The sequence below is a fragment of the Chitinophaga sp. S165 genome (assembly GCF_003182155.1).
Taxonomy (GTDB): Bacteria; Bacteroidota; Bacteroidia; order Chitinophagales; family Chitinophagaceae; genus Chitinophaga.
Genome location: NZ_QGTG01000001.1, coordinates 802971 through 825146, shown reverse-complemented (window position 1 = coordinate 825146; position 22176 = coordinate 802971). Strand labels below are relative to the sequence as shown.

15 protein-coding genes are annotated in these 22176 nt (G+C 46.1%); 5 read left to right on the top strand and 10 right to left on the bottom strand.

Annotated elements, in window-relative coordinates; genetic code table 11:
* Positions 1-9: 9 nt before the first annotated feature.
* The 6 genes from C7475_RS03070 to C7475_RS03045 all read right to left on the bottom strand — a co-directional run bounded on the left by C7475_RS03070 (position 10) and on the right by C7475_RS03045 (position 7942).
* Positions 10-876: a glycerophosphodiester phosphodiesterase family protein gene (locus tag C7475_RS03070; protein WP_110050919.1), complete on the bottom strand. Its 867-nt coding sequence runs from the start codon at positions 874-876 to the stop codon at positions 10-12.
* Positions 877-904: 28 nt separating this feature from the next.
* Positions 905-2443 (bottom strand): RagB/SusD family nutrient uptake outer membrane protein, encoded by a 1539-nt coding sequence (locus C7475_RS03065; RefSeq protein WP_110050917.1) that lies wholly within the window; start codon positions 2441-2443, stop codon positions 905-907.
* A 19-nt stretch (positions 2444-2462) separates the two neighbouring features.
* Positions 2463-5792, bottom strand: coding sequence for a TonB-dependent receptor (locus C7475_RS03060; protein WP_110050915.1), 3330 nt, complete (start codon positions 5790-5792; stop codon positions 2463-2465).
* 127 nt (positions 5793-5919) lie between these two features.
* A complete protein-coding gene (locus C7475_RS03055; RefSeq protein WP_110050913.1) occupies positions 5920-6879 on the bottom strand; it encodes a FecR family protein in 960 nt (319 codons plus the stop codon).
* Between the two features lie 89 nt (positions 6880-6968).
* The gene (locus tag C7475_RS03050) at positions 6969-7538 is read right to left on the bottom strand and encodes an RNA polymerase sigma factor (protein WP_110050911.1); all 570 of its coding nucleotides are present in this window, start codon (positions 7536-7538) and stop codon (positions 6969-6971) included.
* Between the two features lie 167 nt (positions 7539-7705).
* Positions 7706-7942: a hypothetical protein gene (locus C7475_RS03045; protein ID WP_146217450.1), complete on the bottom strand. Its 237-nt coding sequence runs from the start codon at positions 7940-7942 to the stop codon at positions 7706-7708.
* 98 nt (positions 7943-8040) lie between these two features.
* Between C7475_RS03045 and C7475_RS03040 the strand changes: the two genes are divergently transcribed.
* The gene (locus tag C7475_RS03040) at positions 8041-9918 is read left to right on the top strand and encodes a M1 family metallopeptidase (RefSeq protein ID WP_110050907.1); all 1878 of its coding nucleotides are present in this window, start codon (positions 8041-8043) and stop codon (positions 9916-9918) included.
* On the opposite strand, the gene C7475_RS03035 is transcribed toward C7475_RS03040, so the two are convergent.
* The gene (locus C7475_RS03035; protein ID WP_110050905.1) at positions 9919-10842 is read right to left on the bottom strand and encodes an AraC family transcriptional regulator; all 924 of its coding nucleotides are present in this window, start codon (positions 10840-10842) and stop codon (positions 9919-9921) included.
* A 156-nt stretch (positions 10843-10998) separates the two neighbouring features.
* Between C7475_RS03035 and C7475_RS03030 the strand changes: the two genes are divergently transcribed.
* Both C7475_RS03030 and C7475_RS03025 read left to right on the top strand, forming a co-directional pair.
* Positions 10999-12531 (top strand): aldehyde dehydrogenase family protein, encoded by a 1533-nt coding sequence (locus C7475_RS03030; RefSeq protein WP_110050903.1) that lies wholly within the window; start codon positions 10999-11001, stop codon positions 12529-12531.
* A gap of 27 nt (positions 12532-12558) precedes the next feature.
* Positions 12559-12930, top strand: a complete 372-nt coding sequence (locus C7475_RS03025) for a DUF779 domain-containing protein (RefSeq protein ID WP_110050901.1) — start codon at positions 12559-12561, stop codon at positions 12928-12930.
* A 117-nt stretch (positions 12931-13047) separates the two neighbouring features.
* On the opposite strand, the gene C7475_RS03020 is transcribed toward C7475_RS03025, so the two are convergent.
* The 3 genes from C7475_RS03020 to C7475_RS03010 all read right to left on the bottom strand — a co-directional run bounded on the left by C7475_RS03020 (position 13048) and on the right by C7475_RS03010 (position 16080).
* A complete protein-coding gene (locus tag C7475_RS03020; RefSeq protein WP_110050899.1) occupies positions 13048-14820 on the bottom strand; it encodes a cellulase family glycosylhydrolase in 1773 nt (590 codons plus the stop codon).
* Between the two features lie 62 nt (positions 14821-14882).
* The gene (locus C7475_RS03015; protein WP_110050897.1) at positions 14883-15287 is read right to left on the bottom strand and encodes a DUF2809 domain-containing protein; all 405 of its coding nucleotides are present in this window, start codon (positions 15285-15287) and stop codon (positions 14883-14885) included.
* 253 nt (positions 15288-15540) lie between these two features.
* Positions 15541-16080, bottom strand: coding sequence for a hypothetical protein (locus tag C7475_RS03010; protein WP_110050895.1), 540 nt, complete (start codon positions 16078-16080; stop codon positions 15541-15543).
* A gap of 533 nt (positions 16081-16613) precedes the next feature.
* Here C7475_RS03010 and C7475_RS03005 point away from each other — a divergent pair.
* Both C7475_RS03005 and C7475_RS03000 read left to right on the top strand, forming a co-directional pair.
* Positions 16614-20846 (top strand): DUF6443 domain-containing protein, encoded by a 4233-nt coding sequence (locus tag C7475_RS03005; protein WP_110050893.1) that lies wholly within the window; start codon positions 16614-16616, stop codon positions 20844-20846.
* 2 nt (positions 20847-20848) lie between these two features.
* The gene (locus C7475_RS03000) at positions 20849-21199 is read left to right on the top strand and encodes a hypothetical protein (protein WP_110050891.1); all 351 of its coding nucleotides are present in this window, start codon (positions 20849-20851) and stop codon (positions 21197-21199) included.
* Positions 21200-22176 lie beyond the last annotated feature (977 nt).

The window sequence follows — 22176 nt, the reverse complement described above, 5'->3', positions numbered from 1 at the left end:
TAGTATAGTTTATTTATGTAGCCCTTTCTTGCGCAGATAGGCAAGCAGTTTCTCTGGATGATCTGTCTGAATAGCGTTAGCATATTTGGCGTCCTTCCGCAGTTGATCGAAGCCGGTGTTTGCTGCCGCTTTCTCCATGTTATCATATTTACCCAGGGCATTGGTCCAGATCCTGGAACCATTGCTCGTGATCTTCTGCATTAACGTATCGGAATAGAAAGAATCATCTATATGAATGGCAGGGAATTTACCCTGTTTCTCTCCAACCTGCCAGATCTCCTGTATTTCAGCAGCACTGTGTGCTCTTGGCATGATAGGAATAGCAGGGTTCCACTCATGCAGCAACGGCGCATAGCGGTGATCATAGAGAAAGAAAAGTACCTGCTCCTGCATTCCGTTAGCTACGATCAGCTCAATAGCTTGTTGGGCAGGCTCTTTACGGCCTTCCTTAAAGTCCACGTCGATCATGATCTTGTCTTTGGCCAGTTTCAGCAATGCATCAAAAGTCGGGATCTTCTCAGCGGAAGGCTGTCCGTTATACAGTAGTGGGAACTGCTGCAACTCTTCGTAGGTAAAGTCCCTTACCAGACCTGGTTTACCGGTCACACGCTGAATGTCTTTATCGTGCATCAGGATCAGGATATTGTCCTTTGTTTCACGCACGTCCACTTCTGCAACATCGATGCCTTGTGCAATAGCTTCCCGTACCGCGGCAAGGGAATTCTCCGGATATTTAGTATGTGCTGCACGGTGTGCTGCTACCATGATATGTTCAGGATGATAATAGAACTCATCCAGGATGGATTTTACGGGTGCCTGTTGTGCCTGTGCAGACAATGCGCCTGCCACTAACATGAAAGAAAGGTAACGTTTCATATGTTTCTGTTGCTTTTAATGTTTTGTATTAATAACCGTCATTCTGTTGGAACTTATTGGTAGAAAGGTCTATCTGTTCCTGTGGAATAGGCCGCAGGACATGATGTGCCTGGATCTTCGCCGCATTCGGATTGTACTTCGACGCTCTTTCCACCAGTTTACCGGTACGTGTCAGTTCCTGCCAGCGGTCTTCTTCGCCGCCGAGTTCACGTGCACGTTCATCCAGTATCGCGTCTACCGTTAGTTGTGCGGCCGTCAGCTGTGTAAGGGTAGTTCCTGGTTTCGCTGCTCTGTCTCTTACTTTGTTCAGCCAGATCACACCTTCATCGCTCTTCTGTTGCATCATCAGTGCTTCAGCTGCTATCAGATAGGTTTCAGAGAGACGGTACACAAAGAAGTCCCGGAAGCCGGAGAGGTCCTGCGGACTGGAACGGGTAGGATCGTCATGCTTTTTGATAGCCCAGTGCATGTTATCAGTGTTAGGCGCGACATTGGAAGTAACACCCGGACTGATCGTCCATACTACGGTATCTCCCACTTTCTTACCTGCCGGTGTGGTGGCCGCATTGTTATAGAACCATGTATAACGGAAGGTGACGTCAAAGCGGCTGTCATTGGCCTCAAACAGGTTCCTGAAGAAAGCCGTAGGGCGGAAACGGGTGTATGGTCTGCCTCCCTGGTTAAGGTCCCTGGTCAGGCCGAACTGGTCATAGGCTGGCGTAAAGAACGCGTGGCCGCTATTGCCTGGCCCGTTGTACAAGGCGTTGTTGAGATACTGCGTAGCAAAAACGATCTCACTGTTCTGTTGGTTAGAATAGTCGAATACTGCTGCGTAAGTAGATTGCAGTTTGAACGGCCCATTGTTGATCAGCTCCAGTGCAGCATCAGATGCGCCTTTATAGTCTTTCATCAGCAAGGCGATCTTTGCCAGCTGATGTAGTGCTGCCCCTTTCGTTACACGCCCATACTCGTTGGTCGTCCAGCCCAGGTTATCTGCGGCGAACTTTGTGTCCTCCTGCATCTTTCTCCAGATGGTATCTTTAGATACCCTTTGGGCGTCTGTTACCACGCCTTTGGTTTCATGATCTGTATACACCACATCTCCGAATTGTGTGGTCAGCCAGTAATAGTAATTGGCCCGCAGGAAGCGTACTTCGGCTTTATAGCGCGTTTTCAGGGCCGGGTCCATAGACACGGCGTCTATCTTGTCCAGAACAGTGTTAGCTGTATTTATGCCTATATAACAGTTGTTCCAGATACTCGTGAGATAGCTGTTTTGAGGATTGAAGGCGGTCGAATAATCGTCCATAAATTTGAAGCTGCCGTCCTTGCCATGCTGGAAAATATCTGTTCCCATTTCAGTTACGGTAAAACCTGGCTCTGAACCATACAACCTGCGCAGGGTACTATATACGCCGCTAACGCCGTTACCAATACCTGTAGCATTACTGAAGATGGCTTCCGGAACAGGTTTGTATAGATCTTTTTCGTCCAGGCTGCATGAGCTGAAGCCAAGCGCTCCCAGTAGCAGCACTGCCGATATGTTCAACTTTTTGCTTATGATCATGATCTGAGTGTTTTAAAGATTAAAAGGATGCATTCAGTCCTACCGCATACATTTTCACCATAGGGTACATTGCGCGTGTACCGTCGGATTCAAACTCAGGGTCCTGTCCTTTATATGAAGTGAATGTGAATGGATTTTCCGCGCTGATGTTCACACGCAGGCTTTTAATACCTGTAGGGCGCAGCAGGCTTGCCGGCAGGGAATAACTAAGGGCCAGGTTCTTGATACGCACAAAACTGGCGTCCTTATAAGACAGGGTATTACCCATGAATACACTTTCCTGGTTCTGGTCCGGACGAGGATTGTCGTTAGTGGCATGTTCCGGTGTCCAGTAGTTTACATCCAGGTTATTGTAACGGCCTGCCAGACGGTTATTGTTGTTATAGAACTGGGAAGTGATCAGGTAATGTTGTCTGACGTTAACAACAGTTGAAAGCTCAAGTCCCTTGTAAGAAAAACGGTTCGTGATTCCTCCGAACCAGGATGGTGTTGTATTACCCAATATAGCACGGTCCTGGTCATTGAGCTTTTTATCGTTGTTGATGTCCTGGAGTTTGATCATCCCCGGTTTATATCCATAGGTAGCTGCTTCTGCGGCTTCGCTGGTCTGCCAGATGCCGATTTTGCGGTAGCTGTAGATAGATCCTATCGGCTGTCCAATGAACCAGCTGTTACCGATATCGTCTTTGCCGTCTCCATACAGTTTGGTGATCCTGTTCCTGTTAGTAGAGAAACTGAAGTCTGTTCTCCATTGGAAGCCGCTCTTCGTTTGCAGGTTCACGGTAGAGAGGGTCACTTCCCAACCCACGTTACGTGTAGCGCCTATGTTCTGGAGCACTTTGGTATATCCGGTGCTGCCGGGAATACCACGGGTCAGCAACAGGTTGTCGGTATTGGAAATATAGTGCTCAATAGCGCCGCTGATCCTGTCTTTGAAGAGGCCGAAGTCCAGACCTACGTTAAATTCCTTTGTAGTTTCCCATTTCAGGTTCGGGTTGGAGATGGTTGCCGGGATGAAACCACTGGAACCGGTACTGCCGAAGGCATATGGACTAGGGGTCAGGATGCTGAAGGTGCCGTATGGAGGAATACCGTTGTTACCTGTTTTACCATAGCTGGCGCGTAGTTTCAGCGCAGTAAGTTTAGTTACACCCTGCATGAACGGTTCTGCATCAATACGCCATCCCAGCGCTGCAGAAGGGAAGGATTCCCATTTATGCCCCTGGGCAAATACGGAAGAACCATCGCGGCGTGCAGTCAGTGTGAGGAGGTAACGTTCTTTAAAGTCGTAATTGATACGGCCCATATAAGACAGCAGCAGGCTTTTCTGGTAATCGCTCACAATGCTCAGTACCTGACCTGCGGTACCTATATTGTGATAGCTCTGTGATTCATATGGCAGCTGATTCGCTGTAGTGCTTGAAGTGTTGATCTCCATCTGCTGTGAACTCTGTAAGAAGGTGACATTCAGATGGTGGTCTTTTCCAAACTTGCGGTCATACTTCAGGATGTTCTCGATAGTGATAGATACCAGTTCTTTGTTAGCTACGCTTGCTGCTGGTGTACCACCCTGGTTGGTAGTGGTCTGACTGCCGGCGAAAGCGCCATTGCGGGTGTTTTCTATTTCCGGGCCTACGTTGAGGCGGTAGCTGAGTCCTTTGGCAATGTCCCATTCTCCGTAAAGACTGCTGAAAATACGGGTCTTGTAAGTCTGGTTGGTATAGTTCTTAATATCCAGCAGTGGATTGACACGCTGGCCTTCATCGTTGGTAGGACGGAACAAAAGATTACCCAGACTATCGTACGGAATACCCAGTGGGCTGGTGCGGAGCATGTTGTCAAAAACATCATTGCTTACCTGGTTCTCTCCCGAACGGGTCAGGAAGGAATAAACACCCATACGCAGACGGCTGTTCACCTGGTGGTCTACGTTGATACGTACAGAACCACGGGTAAAGTCAGACTTATCTACCACACCTTTTTCCTTATAGTAATTGAAGGAAATTGCAAATTGTGTATGCTCCTTGCCACCGGTTACAGAGACCTGGTGATTCTGTTTAGTGCCAGAATGGTATACCAGGTCCTGCCAGTCCGTAGAACGGCCTGTAGCCAGTGATTTCAGGGCAATATCATCAAAGAGGGCAGCATCGGGAGGATACTGGTTATCAGGACTGTTAGTCCTGGCAGCCTCTCTTCTCAGTTGGGCAAACTGAGCGCCGTCCATTACGTCGAGCTTACGGGTAATGGATGTAGTACCATAATAACCGCTGTAAGACACGTTCGTTTGACCGGCAGCGCCTTTCTTAGTGGTGATGAGGATAACGCCATTGGCTGCCCTGGAGCCATAAATAGCAGTAGAGGAGGCATCTTTCAGCACCTCAATGCTTTGAATATCGTTGGGGTTGATCTCGTTCAGGCTGGGAGGGGTCTTTCCATCGGTAGCCGCCAGCGGAATACCATCCAGTACGATCAGCGGAGTGTTACCGGCTGTGATGGAACGCTGGCCACGTAGCGTGATATTCGCGCTTGCTCCAGGCTCATTACCGGAGTTGGCGATGTCGAGGCCTGCCACTTTTCCTTTTAACGCTTCGATAGGATTGGATACAGGTTGCTCCGCAATATCCTTGCTCTTTACAGATGATACAGCACCGGTTACATCCCTCTTTTTCTGAGCTCCATAGCCTACTACAACCATCTCATTCAGTCCGCGGATATCAGAAGCGAGTGTTACCTGCATGTTTGACTGTACGGACATTTCTTTGTTCTTGTAACCGGATATAGAAAAGAGCAATGTTTCATCATTGGCGGCAGTCAGGATGAAGTTACCATCACCATCAGAAATAGCGCCTTTATTACGGCCTTTAACCATGATAGTCACACCCGGAAGCGGAGCGCCATTTTCGTCGGTCACCTTTCCCTTGATCTTGTCATCATTTGCTGCGGCAGCATCATTGATGGCCTGCGGACGTTTAGCCCCGGCTTTTTCCATGATGATCACCTTTCCGTTCTGGATACGGTAGGTCAGTGGCAGGTTGCGCAGCAGACCTGCAATGATATCGGTCACCGACTGATGATGTGCGTCAATGCTTACAGAGGTGTAAGGGGAGAGGAGCTTTTCATTGTAAATGAACATGTAGCCGCTCTTTTTCTGAACGAGTGTAAAAGCTTCCTTCAGCGTTTTACGGTCGATGGAACAGTCGATCGTCTCCTTTAAAACAGGGTCGGACGACGTCTGCTGATGGCCGGTAGCGGTGAGCTGTGCGGCCAGCAGTACAGGAATGATCAGGCAATAGCCTGCCTTTACATGCCGTTGAATAACAGACATGACACTACTGGTACAAATTTTCATACCTTTGCGCTGGTTTTAATTTTGATTAAATCATGATGAAATCAAACCGGGAAGATCAATATGTGATTGCAGTTACTGATTGATGTTTCCCGGCCGACCGGTAGCGACCTGTTACCGGTTTTTATATTTATTGTTTATTGAACATGATATTGTTGCCCTGTATCCTGTAGGTCAGATTATTCGCCAGGCTTAATGCCTCCAATACTTCTTTTATCGTGTCTGTTGCAGCAAATCCGGCCGTTACCTTGTAGGACGGTAACGTACTGTCGGCAAAGGAGATCCTGACGTCATACTTATGCGCCAGCAAAATAGCGATCATGTCCAGCCGTTCGTTATTAAAGAGCAACTGGTCTGTTGTCCATCCGCTGATGGCAGCTGCGTCCACTGTATCTTTAACAATATTAAACTTATCGGTATAGAGCGTTGCCCTTTCATTTGGAAGCAGCAGCACATTGGTTTTATCTTCATAATTATCCCGTGACACTGCCACTTTTCCTTCCTGTACAGTTACCTGTACAAATGGTAGTTCGTTGTAAGAACGCACATTAAAAACCGTCCCTAATACACGTGTCTGCAGGCCGCCTGCTATGATAATGAAAGGGTGCTGCGGATCTTCTGCAGCGTGTACACGCGCTTCCCCTGTCAGTAACATTATCCGCCGCTCATTGTCTTTGAATTGTGCGGGGTAACGTAAACGGCTACCAGCATTTAGCCAGATATCTGAACCATCAGGCAGGGTGAGATGATAAGGTTTATGCTGACCGGCATATACTTCTTTCCAGGAGGTACGGGTACCATTGAGCAATGCATATAACAGGTATCCTGTACAGATCAGTATTATAATAGCGGCTGCTATCCGCCATTTGTAGCTTATTTCCCGTACCGGCGTCTGTTGCAGATTCGCCCAGATCTGTTCTTGCGCAGCAGCGATGTCCAGACCGGATATATCGGCAGTACTGTTTTCACTTCGTAGTTTATACCATGCCTCGATGAGCCGCTTTTCATCAGCAGTGCATTCACCTGTTACGTATCGTTGCAGTAGTTTATTGATCTCCTGTTTGTCCATATAGGCGCCGCACTTTCGCATGCGTACATATATAAGACAGTTGAAAAAAGCGGTGGGAGTAGATGGCTATATTATCTAAATGTTAAGAGAAAAAGGGGAGAGACAAAGTCTTAGAAAAGGAAGAAAATGAAGTGTACAAGTTTATGCTTCAATATGCGTACGGCGTTACTGACCTGTTTTTTCACAGTTTCGGGGGATAGTTCCAGCTGTTGTGCAATCTCCCTATGAGATAGGGTGGCCTTGCGGCTTAGTTCAAACACTTCCCGCATTTTGGCCGGTAGTTGTTGTACTTCCTTTTCAATGCAGAGAAGCAATTCTCTTTCGTTGAGCTGCTCGATGGTGCTGCTGTCGGTATCGGAAATGAATTGTTTTAAATGATCGAGGTGGTGTTGGTAGGAGCGTTTACCAGATATAACATTCAGCACTTTATTACGCGTGCTCACATAAAGATAGGCGGCGGGTGACTCGGGGATGTTAAGCTCCGCTCTTTTTGTCCACAGGTTCGCAAAAACATCCTGTATGATATCCTGTGCGTCTGCTTCATTATCCAGCATTTTGAATGCGTGCTGGTAAAGAACAGCAGAAAATCGTCTGTAGATTTCTTCAAACGCTGCAGCATGGCCCTGCTGGAATTGCCGGAACAATTCAATTTCCCCCCATTCACTTAATTGGCCTGACATAGAGCAGCATTTGTTTACGGTGCTCAAAAGTACTAGGGCTTCGGGGAATTTTTATATTAAATAATTGTGAGCAGTTGTCCGGGCAGTGTTGCAAACTGCTGAGATCCAGTAAATAAACAACCCGCATAAGGCTATCTGCTTTATGCGGGCGTTTGTAGTATTATAGATCAGTCATCAGAAAGTGAATCATCTTTCGCCAGATAATTATCGATGGCCAATCCGATTTCTTTTGTTTCTTCAGTCTCATTATCGCTTCCGTCTTCAAACCAGTGATTGGCGCCCTCATTATCCTGCTTTAGCACCAGTACCATGGTCCTTCCGGGCAACTTAACATTAAAGTGGCGCTGGCCGGTCTGTTCTACAGTGATCTGTTTAGTATCGTGGTCAATGGTGAATGTATTCATATATGACATTTTATGATAAGCGGTACAATCATTATGCCTACTTTCATACTACTAATTCAAGGGGACAGTATATTTGCCGCAATATCTAAACACATCTTATGATCAGGATCGCAATCACACTGATGCTCGCGCTAGGGTACATCGGCTCAGTGTCTGCCCAGGAGCTGTATATGCCCAGGAACATCAAAAAAGCCTATGCTAACGGGACAAGAGCAAAGAATGGCCTGCCAGGCGCACATTACTGGCAAAATAAGGGCCGCTACGACATTCAGCTAAAAGTAAACGCGCCTTCCGGTCTGGTTTATGGCCGGGAAAAAATACGATATATCAATAATAGCCCCGATACTTTACGACAGGTCGTGATCCGTCTGCTTTGTAATCTGCATAAAGTAAACGCGCCACGTTCCGGGTATGTAAGTAAGGATTTCCTGACAGAAGATGGTGTGGTGATAGATACGCTGATCATCGGCGGAATGAATGTCCCATTTGACAATGATGTGGCTACAGTAGGTACGGCAAAGCTGCCGCGACCACTGGTATCAAAAGACAGTGTTGATCTGAGCATCAGCTGGCATTATACGCTGTCAAAACAGAGTGGAAGGGAAGGCAGGATCGATAGCACCACTTTCTTCCTGGCTTACGCTTATCCGCGTATTTCCGTATATGACGATTATAACGGCTGGGATAAGATCGAACATTCTGACAGGGTAGAGTTCTACAGTGATTTTAACGATTACAATGTGGCGGTAACTGTGCCAAAGAATTATGTGGTATGGGGTACCGGTGTATTGCAGAACGGACCGGAAGTATTGCAGCCGGCTATAGCTGAACGTTTGAAGAAATCTTATACCTCTGACCAGCTGATCCATATTGCCGGTAAAGATGAAATGAACGGTGGAAAGGTAACACAGCAGAAAGACTGGAACACCTGGAAATTCACAGCTTCCCATATAGCGGATGTAACCTTCGGTACAAGCAGCCATTATGTATGGGATGCGGCCAGCGTGGTAGTGGACAGTGCTACCGGCAGACGTACCAGTGTGCAGGCTGCTTATGATGAAACTGCTACCGACTTTCACCATTCTGTGGATTTTTCCCGCTATGCATTGGACTGGTTCTCCCGCAACTGGCCGGGTGTGGCATATCCTTTTCCTACCATGACCGCTTTCCAGGGCTTTGCTGACATGGAATACCCGATGATGGTCAATGATGCGACCGTAGGAGAGCAGATCGGTTTTGCACAACTGGTACAGGACCATGAGATAGCACATACTTATTTCCCGTTCTATATGGGGATCAATGAAACCCGCTATGCATTTATGGACGAAGGTTGGGCCACTACATTCGAATACCTGATCGGTATTGCAGAAAAGGGCAAAGAAGAAGCTGACAGGTTCTACAAAATGTTCCGGGTGGAATATTATATCAAAGATCCTTCAGGAGAGGAAGATCAGCCTATTATTTCCCAATCCCATCAGGTAAGTGGTGCAGGCTATGGCAATAATGCGTATGGAAAACCTTCACTGGCCTATCTGGCCCTGAAAGACCTGTTAGGCGATAACTCATTCCGTAAATGTCTGCATGCTTATATGCATGACTGGAATGGCAAACATCCTATTCCGTGGGACTTTTTCAATTCCTTCAATAACAACGCCGGTCAGGAGCTTAACTGGTTCTGGAATAACTGGTTCTTCAGTAATAATTACATTGATCTGCAGCTGGCAGGAGTGAAGACAAAGGGTAACAATGCAGAGTTGTCTGTTATCAATGTGGGTGGTTTTGCTATTCCGTTCGATGTAGTGGTCACTTTTGAAGATGGCACAAGCAAAACAGTGCATCAGACACCGGCAGTGTGGAAGAGCGGTAATAAGCAAGTGGTAATTGTGCCTGCGGGAAAGAAGATCGTCACAGCAAAGCTGGATGGCGGCTTGTATATGGATTACACGCCGACAGATAATGAGTGGAAAGCGAACTAACTATAATTGCAGGGAAGACTGGTATACTTTGGGTGTAGTGCCCTCCAGTTTTCTGAACACTCTGACAAAATAATTCACATCAGTGAAGCCGCAAAGCTTACTTACATCGTAAATACTGCTTTGCGGCTTTGCTAATAGCTGTTTGGCCAGTTTAATCCTTTCTTTGTTCACGTACTCCAGTGGTGTGATACCAAATTGCTCCCGGAACCATTTGAAGAACAGGTTCCTGCTCAGATAAGCTTTACGGCTTAGTGCATCTACAGCTATCTTTTCTGTCAGATGTTCCTGTATATAATTCAGCACAAAATTCTGCCGGTTACCGTTCATATTGGCAGCGCTGCCTTCTTCTGCTTCTCCCAGTTGTTGGCTTTGCAATAAGCGGATGAGCAATTCTTTCAGTTGAAGATCTGCATAAATATTTTTAGACTTTTCGCTACTGCTGCAAATGCGGATCAGTTTATTGATGAGTTCTGTGATCTCATGATTGTTTTCAAAATGGTACTGGCGGAATGAGAGTTGCCAGTTCTGTTGCTCTTCACCGGTATTGTAATAGTGGTTCAGATAGTTGACAGTTTCCCTGATGTAACAATCATCAATTGCCAGGGCAATACATTGTGTGGGATTATCCACAGTAGCTTCCGGAAAGTCAATGATCATGGTTTCCTGTGGTGGAACAATGACAGTTTCACCAGGCAGATAATCAAAAGAAGGTTTATTGAAAAGATGCATGACCTTCTTACCCCTGATCATGCTGGTGATCACCAGGTCATTAAAAGTAAGCGGAACATGATATGCCTGCTGATAACTCTCGAAGATATTCAGTTCACAATTCCGGAGGTTGAACACGCGTCTGTTCTCCACTAAAGTTTGCAGCTGCTGCGGCACAGTAAGGTCGATCGTCTGCAAATAATTTTTTATCTGCATAAGAGTAATCTGTTTACTATTAACAAGTTAACCAATTTTCCAGGCATCTCAAAATTAAGGTACGATTGTGCTATAAATAAGTACGATAATATCCGCGTCTTATGAGCAGTTAAGGATATTGCAGGTATTATTTCACGTTTAAAAACTCCACAAATTATGAGCGTTGCAACATCTGCTGCCCCTTCATCAACCCTGGCAGCACGCCCTGAATTTAAGACCAGGTACGATCACTTTATTAATGGCGAATGGGTGCCACCATCCAGCGGTGAATATTTCGATAACATTTCTCCAATAGATGGAAAGGTTTTTACACAGGCTGCGAGAGGTAATGCCGCGGATATTGACAAAGCGATAGATGCAGCCCACGAGGCATTCAAAACCTGGGGCAAAACAGCAGCAGCTTATCGTAGTAACCTGTTGTTGAAAATTGCACAGATAGTGGAAGATAATCTGGAATATCTGGCAGTAGTTGAAACGATAGATAACGGAAAACCTATCCGGGAAACGAGAGCAGCCGACCTGCCGCTGGTTATCGATCATTTCCGGTATTTCGCAGGAGTGATCCGTAGTGAAGAAGGAACGATCAGTGAACATGATGAAACTACGGTAAGCATCAACCTGCATGAGCCTATCGGGGTTGTAGGACAGATCATCCCGTGGAACTTCCCGTTGCTGATGGCAACCTGGAAGATTGCGCCTGCCCTGGCTGCAGGTTGCTGTGTAGTGGTAAAACCTGCAGAACAGACCCCCACCAGTATTATGGTGCTGATGGAACTGGTCGGCCAGGTGCTGCCTAAAGGAGTATTGAACATTGTAACCGGCTTTGGTGTGGAAGCTGGTAAACCGCTTGCCTCTTCTCCAAAAGTACAGAAGGTAGCCTTTACAGGTGAAACCACAACCGGTAGGCTCATTATGCAGTATGCCTCTGAAAACCTGATCCCGATCACAATGGAATTGGGTGGTAAAAGCCCTAACATCTTCTTTGAAAGTGTGGCCGATGCGGATGACGAATTCTTCGATAAGGCAGTGGAAGGCGCCGTATTGTTCGCCCTCAACCAGGGTGAGGTATGTACCTGCCCAAGCCGTATACTGGTGCACGAGCACATTTACGACCGCTTTATGGACCGTGTCATCCAGCGCACAAAAGCTATTCAAATGGGTAACCCGCTCGATGCTAATGTAATGATGGGAGCCCAGGCCAGCGAAGACCAGTACCAGAAGATCCTGAGTTACCTGGACATCGGTAAACAGGAAGGTGCACAGGTATTATGCGGAGGGGAAGCCTTCCACCAGAACAGTGGTCTGGAACACGGATTTTATATCCAGCCTACCTTGCTCAAAGGCGATAATAAAATGCGCGTATTCCAGGAAGAGATCTTTGGGCCGGTAGCTTGTGTAACTACTTTTAAAACAACAGAAGAAGCGATCCAGATAGCCAATGATACCCTCTACGGTTTAGGCGCCGGTGTGTGGACCAGGGATGCCCACGAACTGTACCAGGTACCGAGAGCACTTCAGGCAGGCAGGGTATGGGTGAATTGTTATCACGCTTACCCGGCGCATGCGCCGTTCGGCGGGTACAAAAAGTCAGGTTTCGGAAGAGAAACGCATAAGATGATGCTGAACCATTATCGTCAAACGAAGAACATGCTGATCTCTTACGGCAAACAGAAACTGGGATTCTTTTAAACTTTATACAGTGTCTTAACTTTTTTCATGACCAGGAGAATCATAGCAACAGAGGAAGCCGTATCCTTGATCAACGAGCTCCGTCACAAAAATGGCCCCCTCATGTTTCACCAAAGTGGGGGCTGTTGTGACGGCTCACAACCAATGTGCTTTCCTGAAGGGGAATTCAAGACCGGCGCATCAGATGTATGTCTGGGCGAAGTAGCCGGTTGTAAGTTTTATATGAGCGGGGACCAGTTTGAGTACTGGAAACACACGCAACTGATTCTGGACGTCATCAAGGGGCGTGGCAGTAGTTTTTCACTGGAAATCCCCCTGGGAGTCAGATTTCATATCCGCTCACGCATATTCTCTAACGAGGAGCTTGCGGAGCTGGAAGCGACACAACCGCTGACTTAAACTATCCTACAATGGAAAGTCCTGCAGTTTCAACTACAGGACTTTTCATATCCGTACATCAGCTTATGATGATCAGTATTTGATACCCTGCGTCTGCTGTACAGCCGCAACGAGTTCTTATGGGACAGGGGACTTTTCAAAACGGATGGCCTTTAAGTCAAATCCTCCCGTTTCGGCGGACAACCGGAGGGTTTGGCGGCCGTTCTTCAACGCTACATTACGCAGTGCATAGGTTTGCCAGCCATTATTCCTGTTTTCCTTTGCAGGGATCACCGTTACTTTGCCTATTGGTTTTCCGTCAATTGCAATGGCCAGCTTACCAGGTACTTTACCAGGGGCCGCAATAAAAGAAATATTATATTTCCCTTTCAGTGTGATGTTTACGGTGTACTTCAACCACTCGCCTGTAACAAGATCAGTTACACAATAGCTGCCTGCATTGGCGGAGTCGGCTATTATATCAACACCGTCATTCCGATATACCCTGCCACGGTTGCCGCCTACCCATTTCGGATTGGATGTACGATAGTTTGCAGTATCCGTATCGAAGTAGGCAGCACGGTTCCTTCCCAGGTCATAATCCACCGCATCCAGTGTACCCGTTTTAGTGATAGTATTGTTTTTAAATGGTAATGTTTTATCAGAGAACGGCTGACGGATCATAGCATCGATCACATCGCGGTGCAGAATATTACTGCGGATGTTCGATCCTCTTGCAACCTCCATTAAACCTTCATACGCCACATCTCCTGCAGGCGCACTGCCTTTGCCACTTATGTAGTTGATGACATGCATATATTTCTCGTTAGATCTGATTTCCAGCGGGTTGTTAGTACCTATTTTCTTCAGTGGCCACCATGACCAGCCAATGTTATTTTTCTCAAATAAACGGATAGCTTCCGTGAACCAGACATTAGAGTTTTCACCTGTCTCACCCAGCCATACCGGAACGTTGTATTGCTTGCGGAAATTGATGATATTGGCGATGGATGCGGAATCATTCAGGCTCCAGTACTTGTGGAAGCTCAGCACCATGTTTTTGTCCCACGGAGGCAGGATGCCATTATAGTTATTTCCCCAGCCATTACCTTCAATGATGATGATATGATTTTCATCTACCTCACGGATAGCCTTTGTAATATCCTGCATGAGTTGTTTCAGCGGCACGTTATTCTGCTCCTTTAAACCGTTTTTATCATTCTCAGGATCTTCAAAACCATAGTTGGGTTCATTGAGGATATCATAGGCCCCGATGAAAGGCTCATCACGGTAACGTTCTGCCAGTTTTTTCCATAATGCCACTGTCTTTAAGCGATCAGCCTCATTCTCCCAGAGAGAAGGCTTGGAACCGTCACGGTCAGCAATGTTGAGGTCATTGCCTTGTCCGCCGGGAGCCGCATGCAGGTCCAGGATCAGGTACATATCGTTAGCCTTACACCAGGCCAGCAAACTGTCGGTCATGGCAAATCCTTTTTCCAGCCAGGTATGTTGTCCGGCTACAGGTTCTTTATCTGCCGGTAACGTGTACAGGTTAAAGTGCATGGGTAAACGAACGGAATTGAAGCCCCATGCTTTCATGGAGTCAATATCCGCTTTGGTGGTATGATTGTCAAGCCAGGCATCATAGAACTCCTGTGTTCTTTTAGGCCCGATCAGACTTTCAATACCTGCGCGGATCTTATGTTGCTGGCCCTGGCCATTTACGCGCAACATATATCCTTCCTGCAGCATCCAGCCGCCCAGGCCGATGCCGCGCAGTAATACGTTTTGTCCTTTCTGGTTAACGATCTGCGTGCCTTTGGCTCTCAGGAAGCCCTGGCTAAATCCTTTCATGGGTTTAAAGGACAGTGAGATCAATAGCAATAACGTGACGTGTTTAGTTAGTTTCATAACAATGAATTATGGATGGACGGGTAAATTGACGAGGAGGTAAAATAGCAATTTATAAGAAACTAGCGAAGAGCCCAGGACCGTTCCATGAGGTATGCAATACATACTCCCAGGATGCTGCCAACCGCATAACATATGCAATCGCTAAGTACAAAATCATAGCCTAGTATCAGCCCGAATGGAAAGGTATGCCTCAGATGAACGATCCAACCGGCCTTGTATAACTGTTGCAGTTCAATAACGAGACATGCCAGAAAACTCAGGATACCCAGTTTTGCCAGCTCTGTAGCGGGAAACAGGAGCCGGAGAAAGAAAAACAGGCAGGTCGCATAGAGGGCATCACCTCCATAGATCCTTATCATGTCGGGAAAATAGTCCGGGAAATAACGTGTTGCCAGTCCGAGGGGAATGGATAGCAGGAACAGTGCAAAATACAAAAGGATCTTCTTGGTTCTCATAGGTATCATACGCCTCAAATATAGGAAACATTATAGTGTTTCTGCATTCATATTTCCGGCGAAAGTACGGAGGTATCCGGTAGGGGTAAACATACCAGCGGGAGGCAGGTATAAATGATCCGTGTGATTAAGTCACGGCTACGCCTATCCACTTTTGGTGCGGAATAACACATATCAGAATAATTCAAGCCAGCTATTCAATTAAGGCGTATTCGGGAATGATCGCCAATCGGAAAGAGGCCATGTTAAACACTGAAAACAGTTATGTAAGCAACAATTCCCTCACCGTTAGAATCCCTGGTAAACTTTTCACTACTACAATGACTTTAGCACCCACAGGCAGTGCAGCTGCTTTATAATACCAGTCTACTCCGTTGCGGCCCAAAAATGCCCGGCCGCTCTCCGTAATTACCCCGTCAGCGTCTATTACCTTTACCTCCACTTCTGCTACCCGGAACTCATGTTGAGTAGTCACTACTACCTGTTCTTTTTCCAGCCTGATATTCTGGACTTCAGGACTGCGATACGCATCCTTTACCGCTATATTATAGGCATTTTGTCCTGGCCCTGCCAGCGACTGATAGTAAGCCTTTATCTGCGGATCTTCCAGCATTATCTGCGCACGCATCGAAGCAATGGTCATCTTATGCCTTGCCTCCAGCTGCTTTTGTGTAGGCTTTTTCTTTGAAGGGCCGCGTTTCTTCGCCATAATGATCTGCCCATTCCTTTCGTAGATCGTGATTTGCTTGCCAAGAGAACCCCTGACAAGTTGCATGAGGATATTGTCTTTAACAATGGCCATAAAAAGGTCGTTTTGAGGTTAGTAATACAAGTTTCCTGTATCGTTTCTCAAAGGTACGTATAAGGATACTAAATTGACATCAAAATATTATTTAAAGGTCACTTCAATATCGATTTGATATATAAATGACCTTTAAATACCCTTTTGGTAACCTTTTAGTAGCCTTGTATGAAGCCGATAGAAAGCCTATTGGAACATTTTAGAAGGATCACTATATTGAGGAGGCTATTACATCGTTATTTTATTCTGTTAACTTCTCATTAACTAATTATTCAAAAAGATAGCTTTATTTCGTGCCCTGTAACCATTGATTGTTTTAATATGAGAAACTTGATCCTACAATACCTATCGTTTTAACTGTTTATTTCCGATTTACATAATTATTGTTAGTCCCGGATATTGCGCAGTATTGGCTCTGAGCCATCAGCGAATGTTTTCGACGCTGTAACTGTTCTGCCATTCACGCAGCTACTCCGATCATTATTGGTTCACTTCACCACTCGTGGGGCGGAATCATTATTTATTTCGATACTATGAAACTGACCAGTTTTCTTTTATTCATTTTGTCATGTAGTGCCAGTATTTTATCTGCACAGAACAGGCCTGCAAATACTTCGAGGCCTGTTGCAATTCCTGTAGCGCCGCCGGCAGCTTATGCTATGACGGCTACCAATTTTATACGGATCTGGACGCCGGCAATGCCAACGTCAGACAATGCAACGGTGATATCTGCTGGTAGAACAGTGGCAGAAGTGGCACAGGAAACCCGGTATTTTGACGGCCTGGGAAGGCTATTGCAGACGGTAGAAAAAGGCGTTAGTCCGGGAGGCCGGGACCTTGTCTCCCCGGTTGTGTATGATGTATTTGGACGGGAGCAATATAAATACCTGCCTTATGTACCGAAAACGGGAAACGTGAATGACGGGCTTTTCAAGAAATCGCCATTCATAGATCAGCGGGCTTTTTACAAGGATAGCGCAATGATTCCCGGAACGGATGCTGACAGTATTTATTACGCTCAAACAGCGTATGAAGCAGCTCCGCTTAACAGGGTATTGCAAACGTGGGATCCTGGTAACAGCTGGGCAAAAGAAGGAGGAAATCGCCCGGTAAAGCAACAATACCTGCTTAACAGCAGTACAGATTCCGTGAGGGTTTGGGATTTACCGGCAACAAGTCTCATACCTGTCAGCAGCCGGATATATGGGAAAGCTGAATTGTTGAAAGATGTGACTATCAATGAAGCGGGTACGTTGGCAATCACATACAAGGATAAAGAGGGGCGTATAGTACTGAAGAAGATCCAGCTCGCAGCATTCCCAGGCACAGCACACACCGGATGGCTTTGTACGTACTATGTTTACGATGCAAGGGGAGATCAGCGCTTCATCATACCACCCAAAGCAATACAGGCAATCAGCCATAACTGGGTCATACCCGCCGACGTTGCAAGGGAACTGTGTTTCATGTACCGGTACGACAACCGCCGACGGCTCATTGTGCAGAAGGTACCGGGAGCAGATAGTACGGAGATGCTGTACGATGTGCGCGACCGGCTGACAGGCAGAAGGGATGGCATACTGAAAGTCCTGGGAATGTGGCATGCCACTTATTATGATCAGTTGAACCGGGAACAGAAGACTGCCTTATTTTATGATGCAAGAAGCCGGGAGGTTATGCAGACGGCCATCAATCTGGCGACGTTTGATCCGTTGAATGCATTTCCTTTCATTGATTCCACCGCGTTACGGGTACTGACGAATACCTACTATGATGACTATAATTTCCCGGGAAGGCAACCATATATTGTAACCGATATTAGCAAAGTGCAGGCGGGCGTCAATCCATACGCAGAGGTCCTGCCGGCAGTACCAGGTTTAAAAACAAAGGGAATGGTGACAGGTAGGCGTTCCCGTATTGAGGCAATGGAACAATTCAATACAACGACTATCTACTACAATAATAAAGGCCGTGTTATTCAAACCATTGCTGATAATATGCCAGGAGGAAAGGACGTCACAAACACGCTATATGACTTCAGCGGTAAGGTTTTAAGCACTTACCTGAAACATACAAATCCTCGTAGCACGTTAACACCGCAGTCAACCGTGCTTACGATGTTTGATTACGATGCTGGAGGCAGGCTGGATTCCATCAAAAAACGTATCAATGATAATCCGGCCTTGCAACGTACAATAGCGGTAAACAGTTATGACGAATTAGGACGCATAAAGACAAAACGGCTGGATGTGACAGGCACCGCGTCCCAGTTAGAAGTACTGCATTATGAATACAACATTCGCGGCTGGTTAAAGTCGCTCAACAGGCAGTTTGTCAATACACCCAATGCGGCCTCCAACTGGTTTGGTCAGGATTACAGTTACGACCACGGCTTCGACAGTGTGGCCTACAATGGGAACATTGCGGGGATCAAGTGGAAAAGCTTATCTGATGGTATTCCACGTGCTTACGGATATGATTATGACAGGGCAGACCGGCTGACACGAGCTGATTTCACCGAGCAGTTAAGCGGTAGCACTGCCTGGAATAATACCAAAGCTGACTTTTCAGTAATCGGACTAACCTACGATGGAGGTGGCAATCTCTTATCAATGAAACAAATGGGATTGAACGGCCTGGCGATCCAAACGATCGACAGTTTGAAATACGGGTATTTCCCAAATAGCCACAGACTTAGTTATGTGACTGATAAGAAGAACAATCCCTCTTCCATACTGGGCGACTTCAAAGAAACAGATAACCGGGAAGTACAGGATTACTGGTATGATCCTAACGGTAACATAGCGAAGGACAAGAACAAAGCTATTGACACTATCTATTACAACCATCAGCAATTGCCGGCTATTCTTTTCACAAAGAACAGGCAAGCATCTATTTATTACCTGTATGCCGGAGGCTCCGGAGAGCGGCTGGCGAAAATGGTATCAGACGGCTCCACTCAACCACAGCAGCTGAATGTAACGCATTACATAAATGGCTTTCAGTACGAGCAGGATACGTTACAATTTATGTCTCATGAGGAAGGCCGGATCCGGCCTATTTACAAGGGCGGACAGCCAGTAACATACGCCTTCGACTATTTTATTAAAGATCAGTTGGGCAATGTACGGATGGTATTGAGTAGCCGGAAAGATACGACCATTTACGCCGCAACGATGGAGACGGCTGCCACCACGAATGAAAATGCACTATTCAGCAATATAGACAACACCCGTGCTCCGAAACCGGTAAATTATCCGCAGGACAATACTACTAACCCCAACGCTTACGTATCCAGGCTCAATGCCATAAACGGGCAGAAGGTTGGTACATCCATCGTATTACGGCTTGTAGCTGGCGACAGTATACAAATAGCAGTCAGGGCTTTCTACAAAAACGCCGGTGCAGCTACCTCCAATACTAATGCGACAGCAATGGTTACCGCTATATTGCAGGCCTTCAGCAGCCCGGGAGTTGTAGACGGTATACATCAGTCGGGAGGGAGCGCATCACCTGTATATACGTTAAGCAGCAGTACCTATAACCAGTTAAAAACAAAGGACGCATCTCAGAACCAGCCAGACAAACCGAAAGCATATCTCAGCTACGTGATGTTTGATGATCAGTTTAACCTGGTAGATGAAAACTCCGGCGTACGTCAGGTAGGAAATGGGATAGATGTGTTGCATACGTTGGCATTGCAGAAGATGAGGATAAAGAAAAGTGGCTTTCTTTACATTTACACCAGCAACGAGAGTGGTCAGGATGTATTTTTTGACAACCTTGTAGTCACGCACAACGGAGGGCCATTACTGGAGGAAACGCATTACTATCCATTTGGTTTGACAATGGCGGGGATCAGTAGGAGCGCCTTAAAAGGAGCGTTGTATCCTGAAAACCGCAAAAGGTATAACGGCATCGAATTCAGTCAGGAGCTGGACCTTCTACAATACGACGCCTTTTATCGCACCCTGGACCCTCAAATAGGAAGATGGAAGCAGATAGATCCGAAAATTGACAACATGGAGGCGTGGTCGCCCTACGCATCCAATTTTGATAATCCTGTCAGATACAGTGACCTGCTTGGCGACTGGCCCGGCCTGGGAGACGGCTTTTGGGCCAGGCTCCTGAACTTCGCCTCCAATGCCAGGGACAATTTCAGGAATAATACGAATCGTCAAAAGGAGTTTGTTAGTGAAAAGGCCTCGCAGGGGATGGAGAATTTGAAAAACCGTATTGCCACTGGAACAACCACACCCCAACTACTTTTCGAAGAGATCCGTAAGAATCCTTTAGCAGCTGTTACCAGCCTCGGTGGAATGGAGATAAAGTTTACGGCGGTAGCAGCACAGGAACTCGCCCTGGGAGGAAAAGGCGCGGGAGCGGGAGCAAGTACAATAGAGGGTGTAGAGGTAACGACGAAAATGGCGGGAAAGCTTGATGGTGCAGGACGTGCTGCGGAGTACAGCAGTGAATGGCCTAAAGCGAGCCTTCAGGGAGCGATAGATCAATTTGCGCCCGGAGCGAAAGGGTTTTTGAGTAAGGATAGCCAAAAAACAATTTATCTTAATAATGAAACAGGAATTCAGGTTGTATACGACAATTTAGGTGATTACTTCCGAATTGAAAATCTGCAATTGAAGGGAAAGAGAAAATATATAGACTTCACCGGCACTGTTCCCAATAACAAAATTGTTAATAGTAAACAAATGGGCAGAAGTCAGGGTGAATACCATCAAATTACACACTATAAAAACATAGATTAATTATGACAGCAAATTTTGTTAAAACTAGGATAATCTCAGTTCCCAAAGATAAAGATGCGGAGCATGCGTTGGATTATAATGAGGCGACGCCGGATCAGTTGATCGAAATTGAATTAACTCCAGCCGAATTTGAAGACTTATACAGGGCCGGTGTCTTTGATGACATGAATGAGATCACAGATGCGATGATTGACGATTACGAATATGCCGCGATAGTTAAGACGGAAGAGCTAGAGGGAGTATTGAATAGCGATATCTTTAATAAAGATGTTGCTAATGATAAATTGGCGCAAATTAAGGTTCTTTTTCAGGAAGCATTAGAACGTGGAACCGGAGTATACTTTTTCTTCTAATTATTATTCGGAAATGATTAGGAACTCGCGGTTTGCAAATGTGCGGATTTAAGCTACAGTCCTGAGAAATGAGATAGACAATAATTAGCGGAAGGTTTGAGGTGGAGACAGCGGGCATTAGCCCATTGGAGAGGCTGATACGAATGATAGGGGTTAAATGGATATTCCAAAGCCCCTACGCTTGACAGCGTTCAATCGCGCGTCTCGGAAAGGGGCGCCAGCCCGCAGTCCCACCTCAAACCGGGAGCAATATAACCCCCGATAACGAAGGCTCACGGGATTTCGGGTCTATACTGTAAAAAGGATCTCAGTAGTAGCTCCAGTCTGGGAGAAATGTAAGCTGTTATAAATATAATCCGCACCGGCATTTGTAAAGCAATGTAAGCAGCAATAAAATGAATTCTCACTGATAGCAGGCCGACATTTGAGCGGATCTCCAAGATAAGCTGCTCCCGCATTCTTAAATGTATCAAGCTGCAGGTCGGTATGACAGAAGAATGGATACTAGCAAGCAAGAGAAATTTGCAAAGATGCTCCAAAAACGGGGAACGATGTAGTCAGAAAACAAGTGAAAAAACCGCATTCTGTACTTGAGCTAAATAAGCAACAGAAAAGTCTGTTCTTCAAAGGACATCATAGAAAATAGTATAACCGCAACAGAAATGAGCCGAACAGTATACACCCGGAGTTCGCATGCAGAATAGGCTTGCGTAGGCACTTCCGGCAGTGAGCTATATAAGCATCTTAAATAAGTATAAGCAATTTGATTTTTATAACTCATAATAGTCGTTATTCCCCGGAAGTAATAACGACTGTCAACAGCTTACAACCCATATTAAACTTTGAAATTTATAGTTATCTGTTTGAATATTGCAATTTGAATTCCCCCTCTTCGAACTAAATTTGCTTTTAAACGTTAAAACAGAATCAGGAAGCAAAAGGTCAAATTTGATAAGGATAACCTATGTTCAGGAACT

Bases quoted from the DNA above. Each gene is read 5' to 3' on its own strand.
- C7475_RS03020 (WP_110050899.1), bottom strand. From the start codon at position 14,820: ATGAAACTAACTAAACACGTCACGTTATTGCTATTGATCTCACTGTCC.
- C7475_RS03010 (WP_110050895.1), bottom strand. From the start codon at position 16,080: ATGGCCATTGTTAAAGACAATATCCTCATGCAACTTGTCAGGGGTTCT.
- C7475_RS03050 (WP_110050911.1), bottom strand. From the start codon at position 7,538: ATGTCAGGCCAATTAAGTGAATGGGGGGAAATTGAATTGTTCCGGCAA.
- C7475_RS03015 (WP_110050897.1), bottom strand. From the start codon at position 15,287: ATGATACCTATGAGAACCAAGAAGATCCTTTTGTATTTTGCACTGTTC.
- C7475_RS03005 (WP_110050893.1), top strand. From the start codon at position 16,614: ATGAAACTGACCAGTTTTCTTTTATTCATTTTGTCATGTAGTGCCAGT.
- C7475_RS03025 (WP_110050901.1), top strand. From the start codon at position 12,559: ATGACCAGGAGAATCATAGCAACAGAGGAAGCCGTATCCTTGATCAAC.
- C7475_RS03030 (WP_110050903.1), top strand. From the start codon at position 10,999: ATGAGCGTTGCAACATCTGCTGCCCCTTCATCAACCCTGGCAGCACGC.
- C7475_RS03000 (WP_110050891.1), top strand. From the start codon at position 20,849: ATGACAGCAAATTTTGTTAAAACTAGGATAATCTCAGTTCCCAAAGAT.
- C7475_RS03060 (WP_110050915.1), bottom strand. From the start codon at position 5,792: ATGAAAATTTGTACCAGTAGTGTCATGTCTGTTATTCAACGGCATGTA.
- C7475_RS03055 (WP_110050913.1), bottom strand. From the start codon at position 6,879: ATGCGAAAGTGCGGCGCCTATATGGACAAACAGGAGATCAATAAACTA.
- C7475_RS03035 (WP_110050905.1), bottom strand. From the start codon at position 10,842: ATGCAGATAAAAAATTATTTGCAGACGATCGACCTTACTGTGCCGCAG.
- C7475_RS03070 (WP_110050919.1), bottom strand. From the start codon at position 876: ATGAAACGTTACCTTTCTTTCATGTTAGTGGCAGGCGCATTGTCTGCA.
- C7475_RS03065 (WP_110050917.1), bottom strand. From the start codon at position 2,443: ATGATCATAAGCAAAAAGTTGAACATATCGGCAGTGCTGCTACTGGGA.
- C7475_RS03040 (WP_110050907.1), top strand. From the start codon at position 8,041: ATGATCAGGATCGCAATCACACTGATGCTCGCGCTAGGGTACATCGGC.
- C7475_RS03045 (WP_146217450.1), bottom strand. From the start codon at position 7,942: ATGAATACATTCACCATTGACCACGATACTAAACAGATCACTGTAGAA.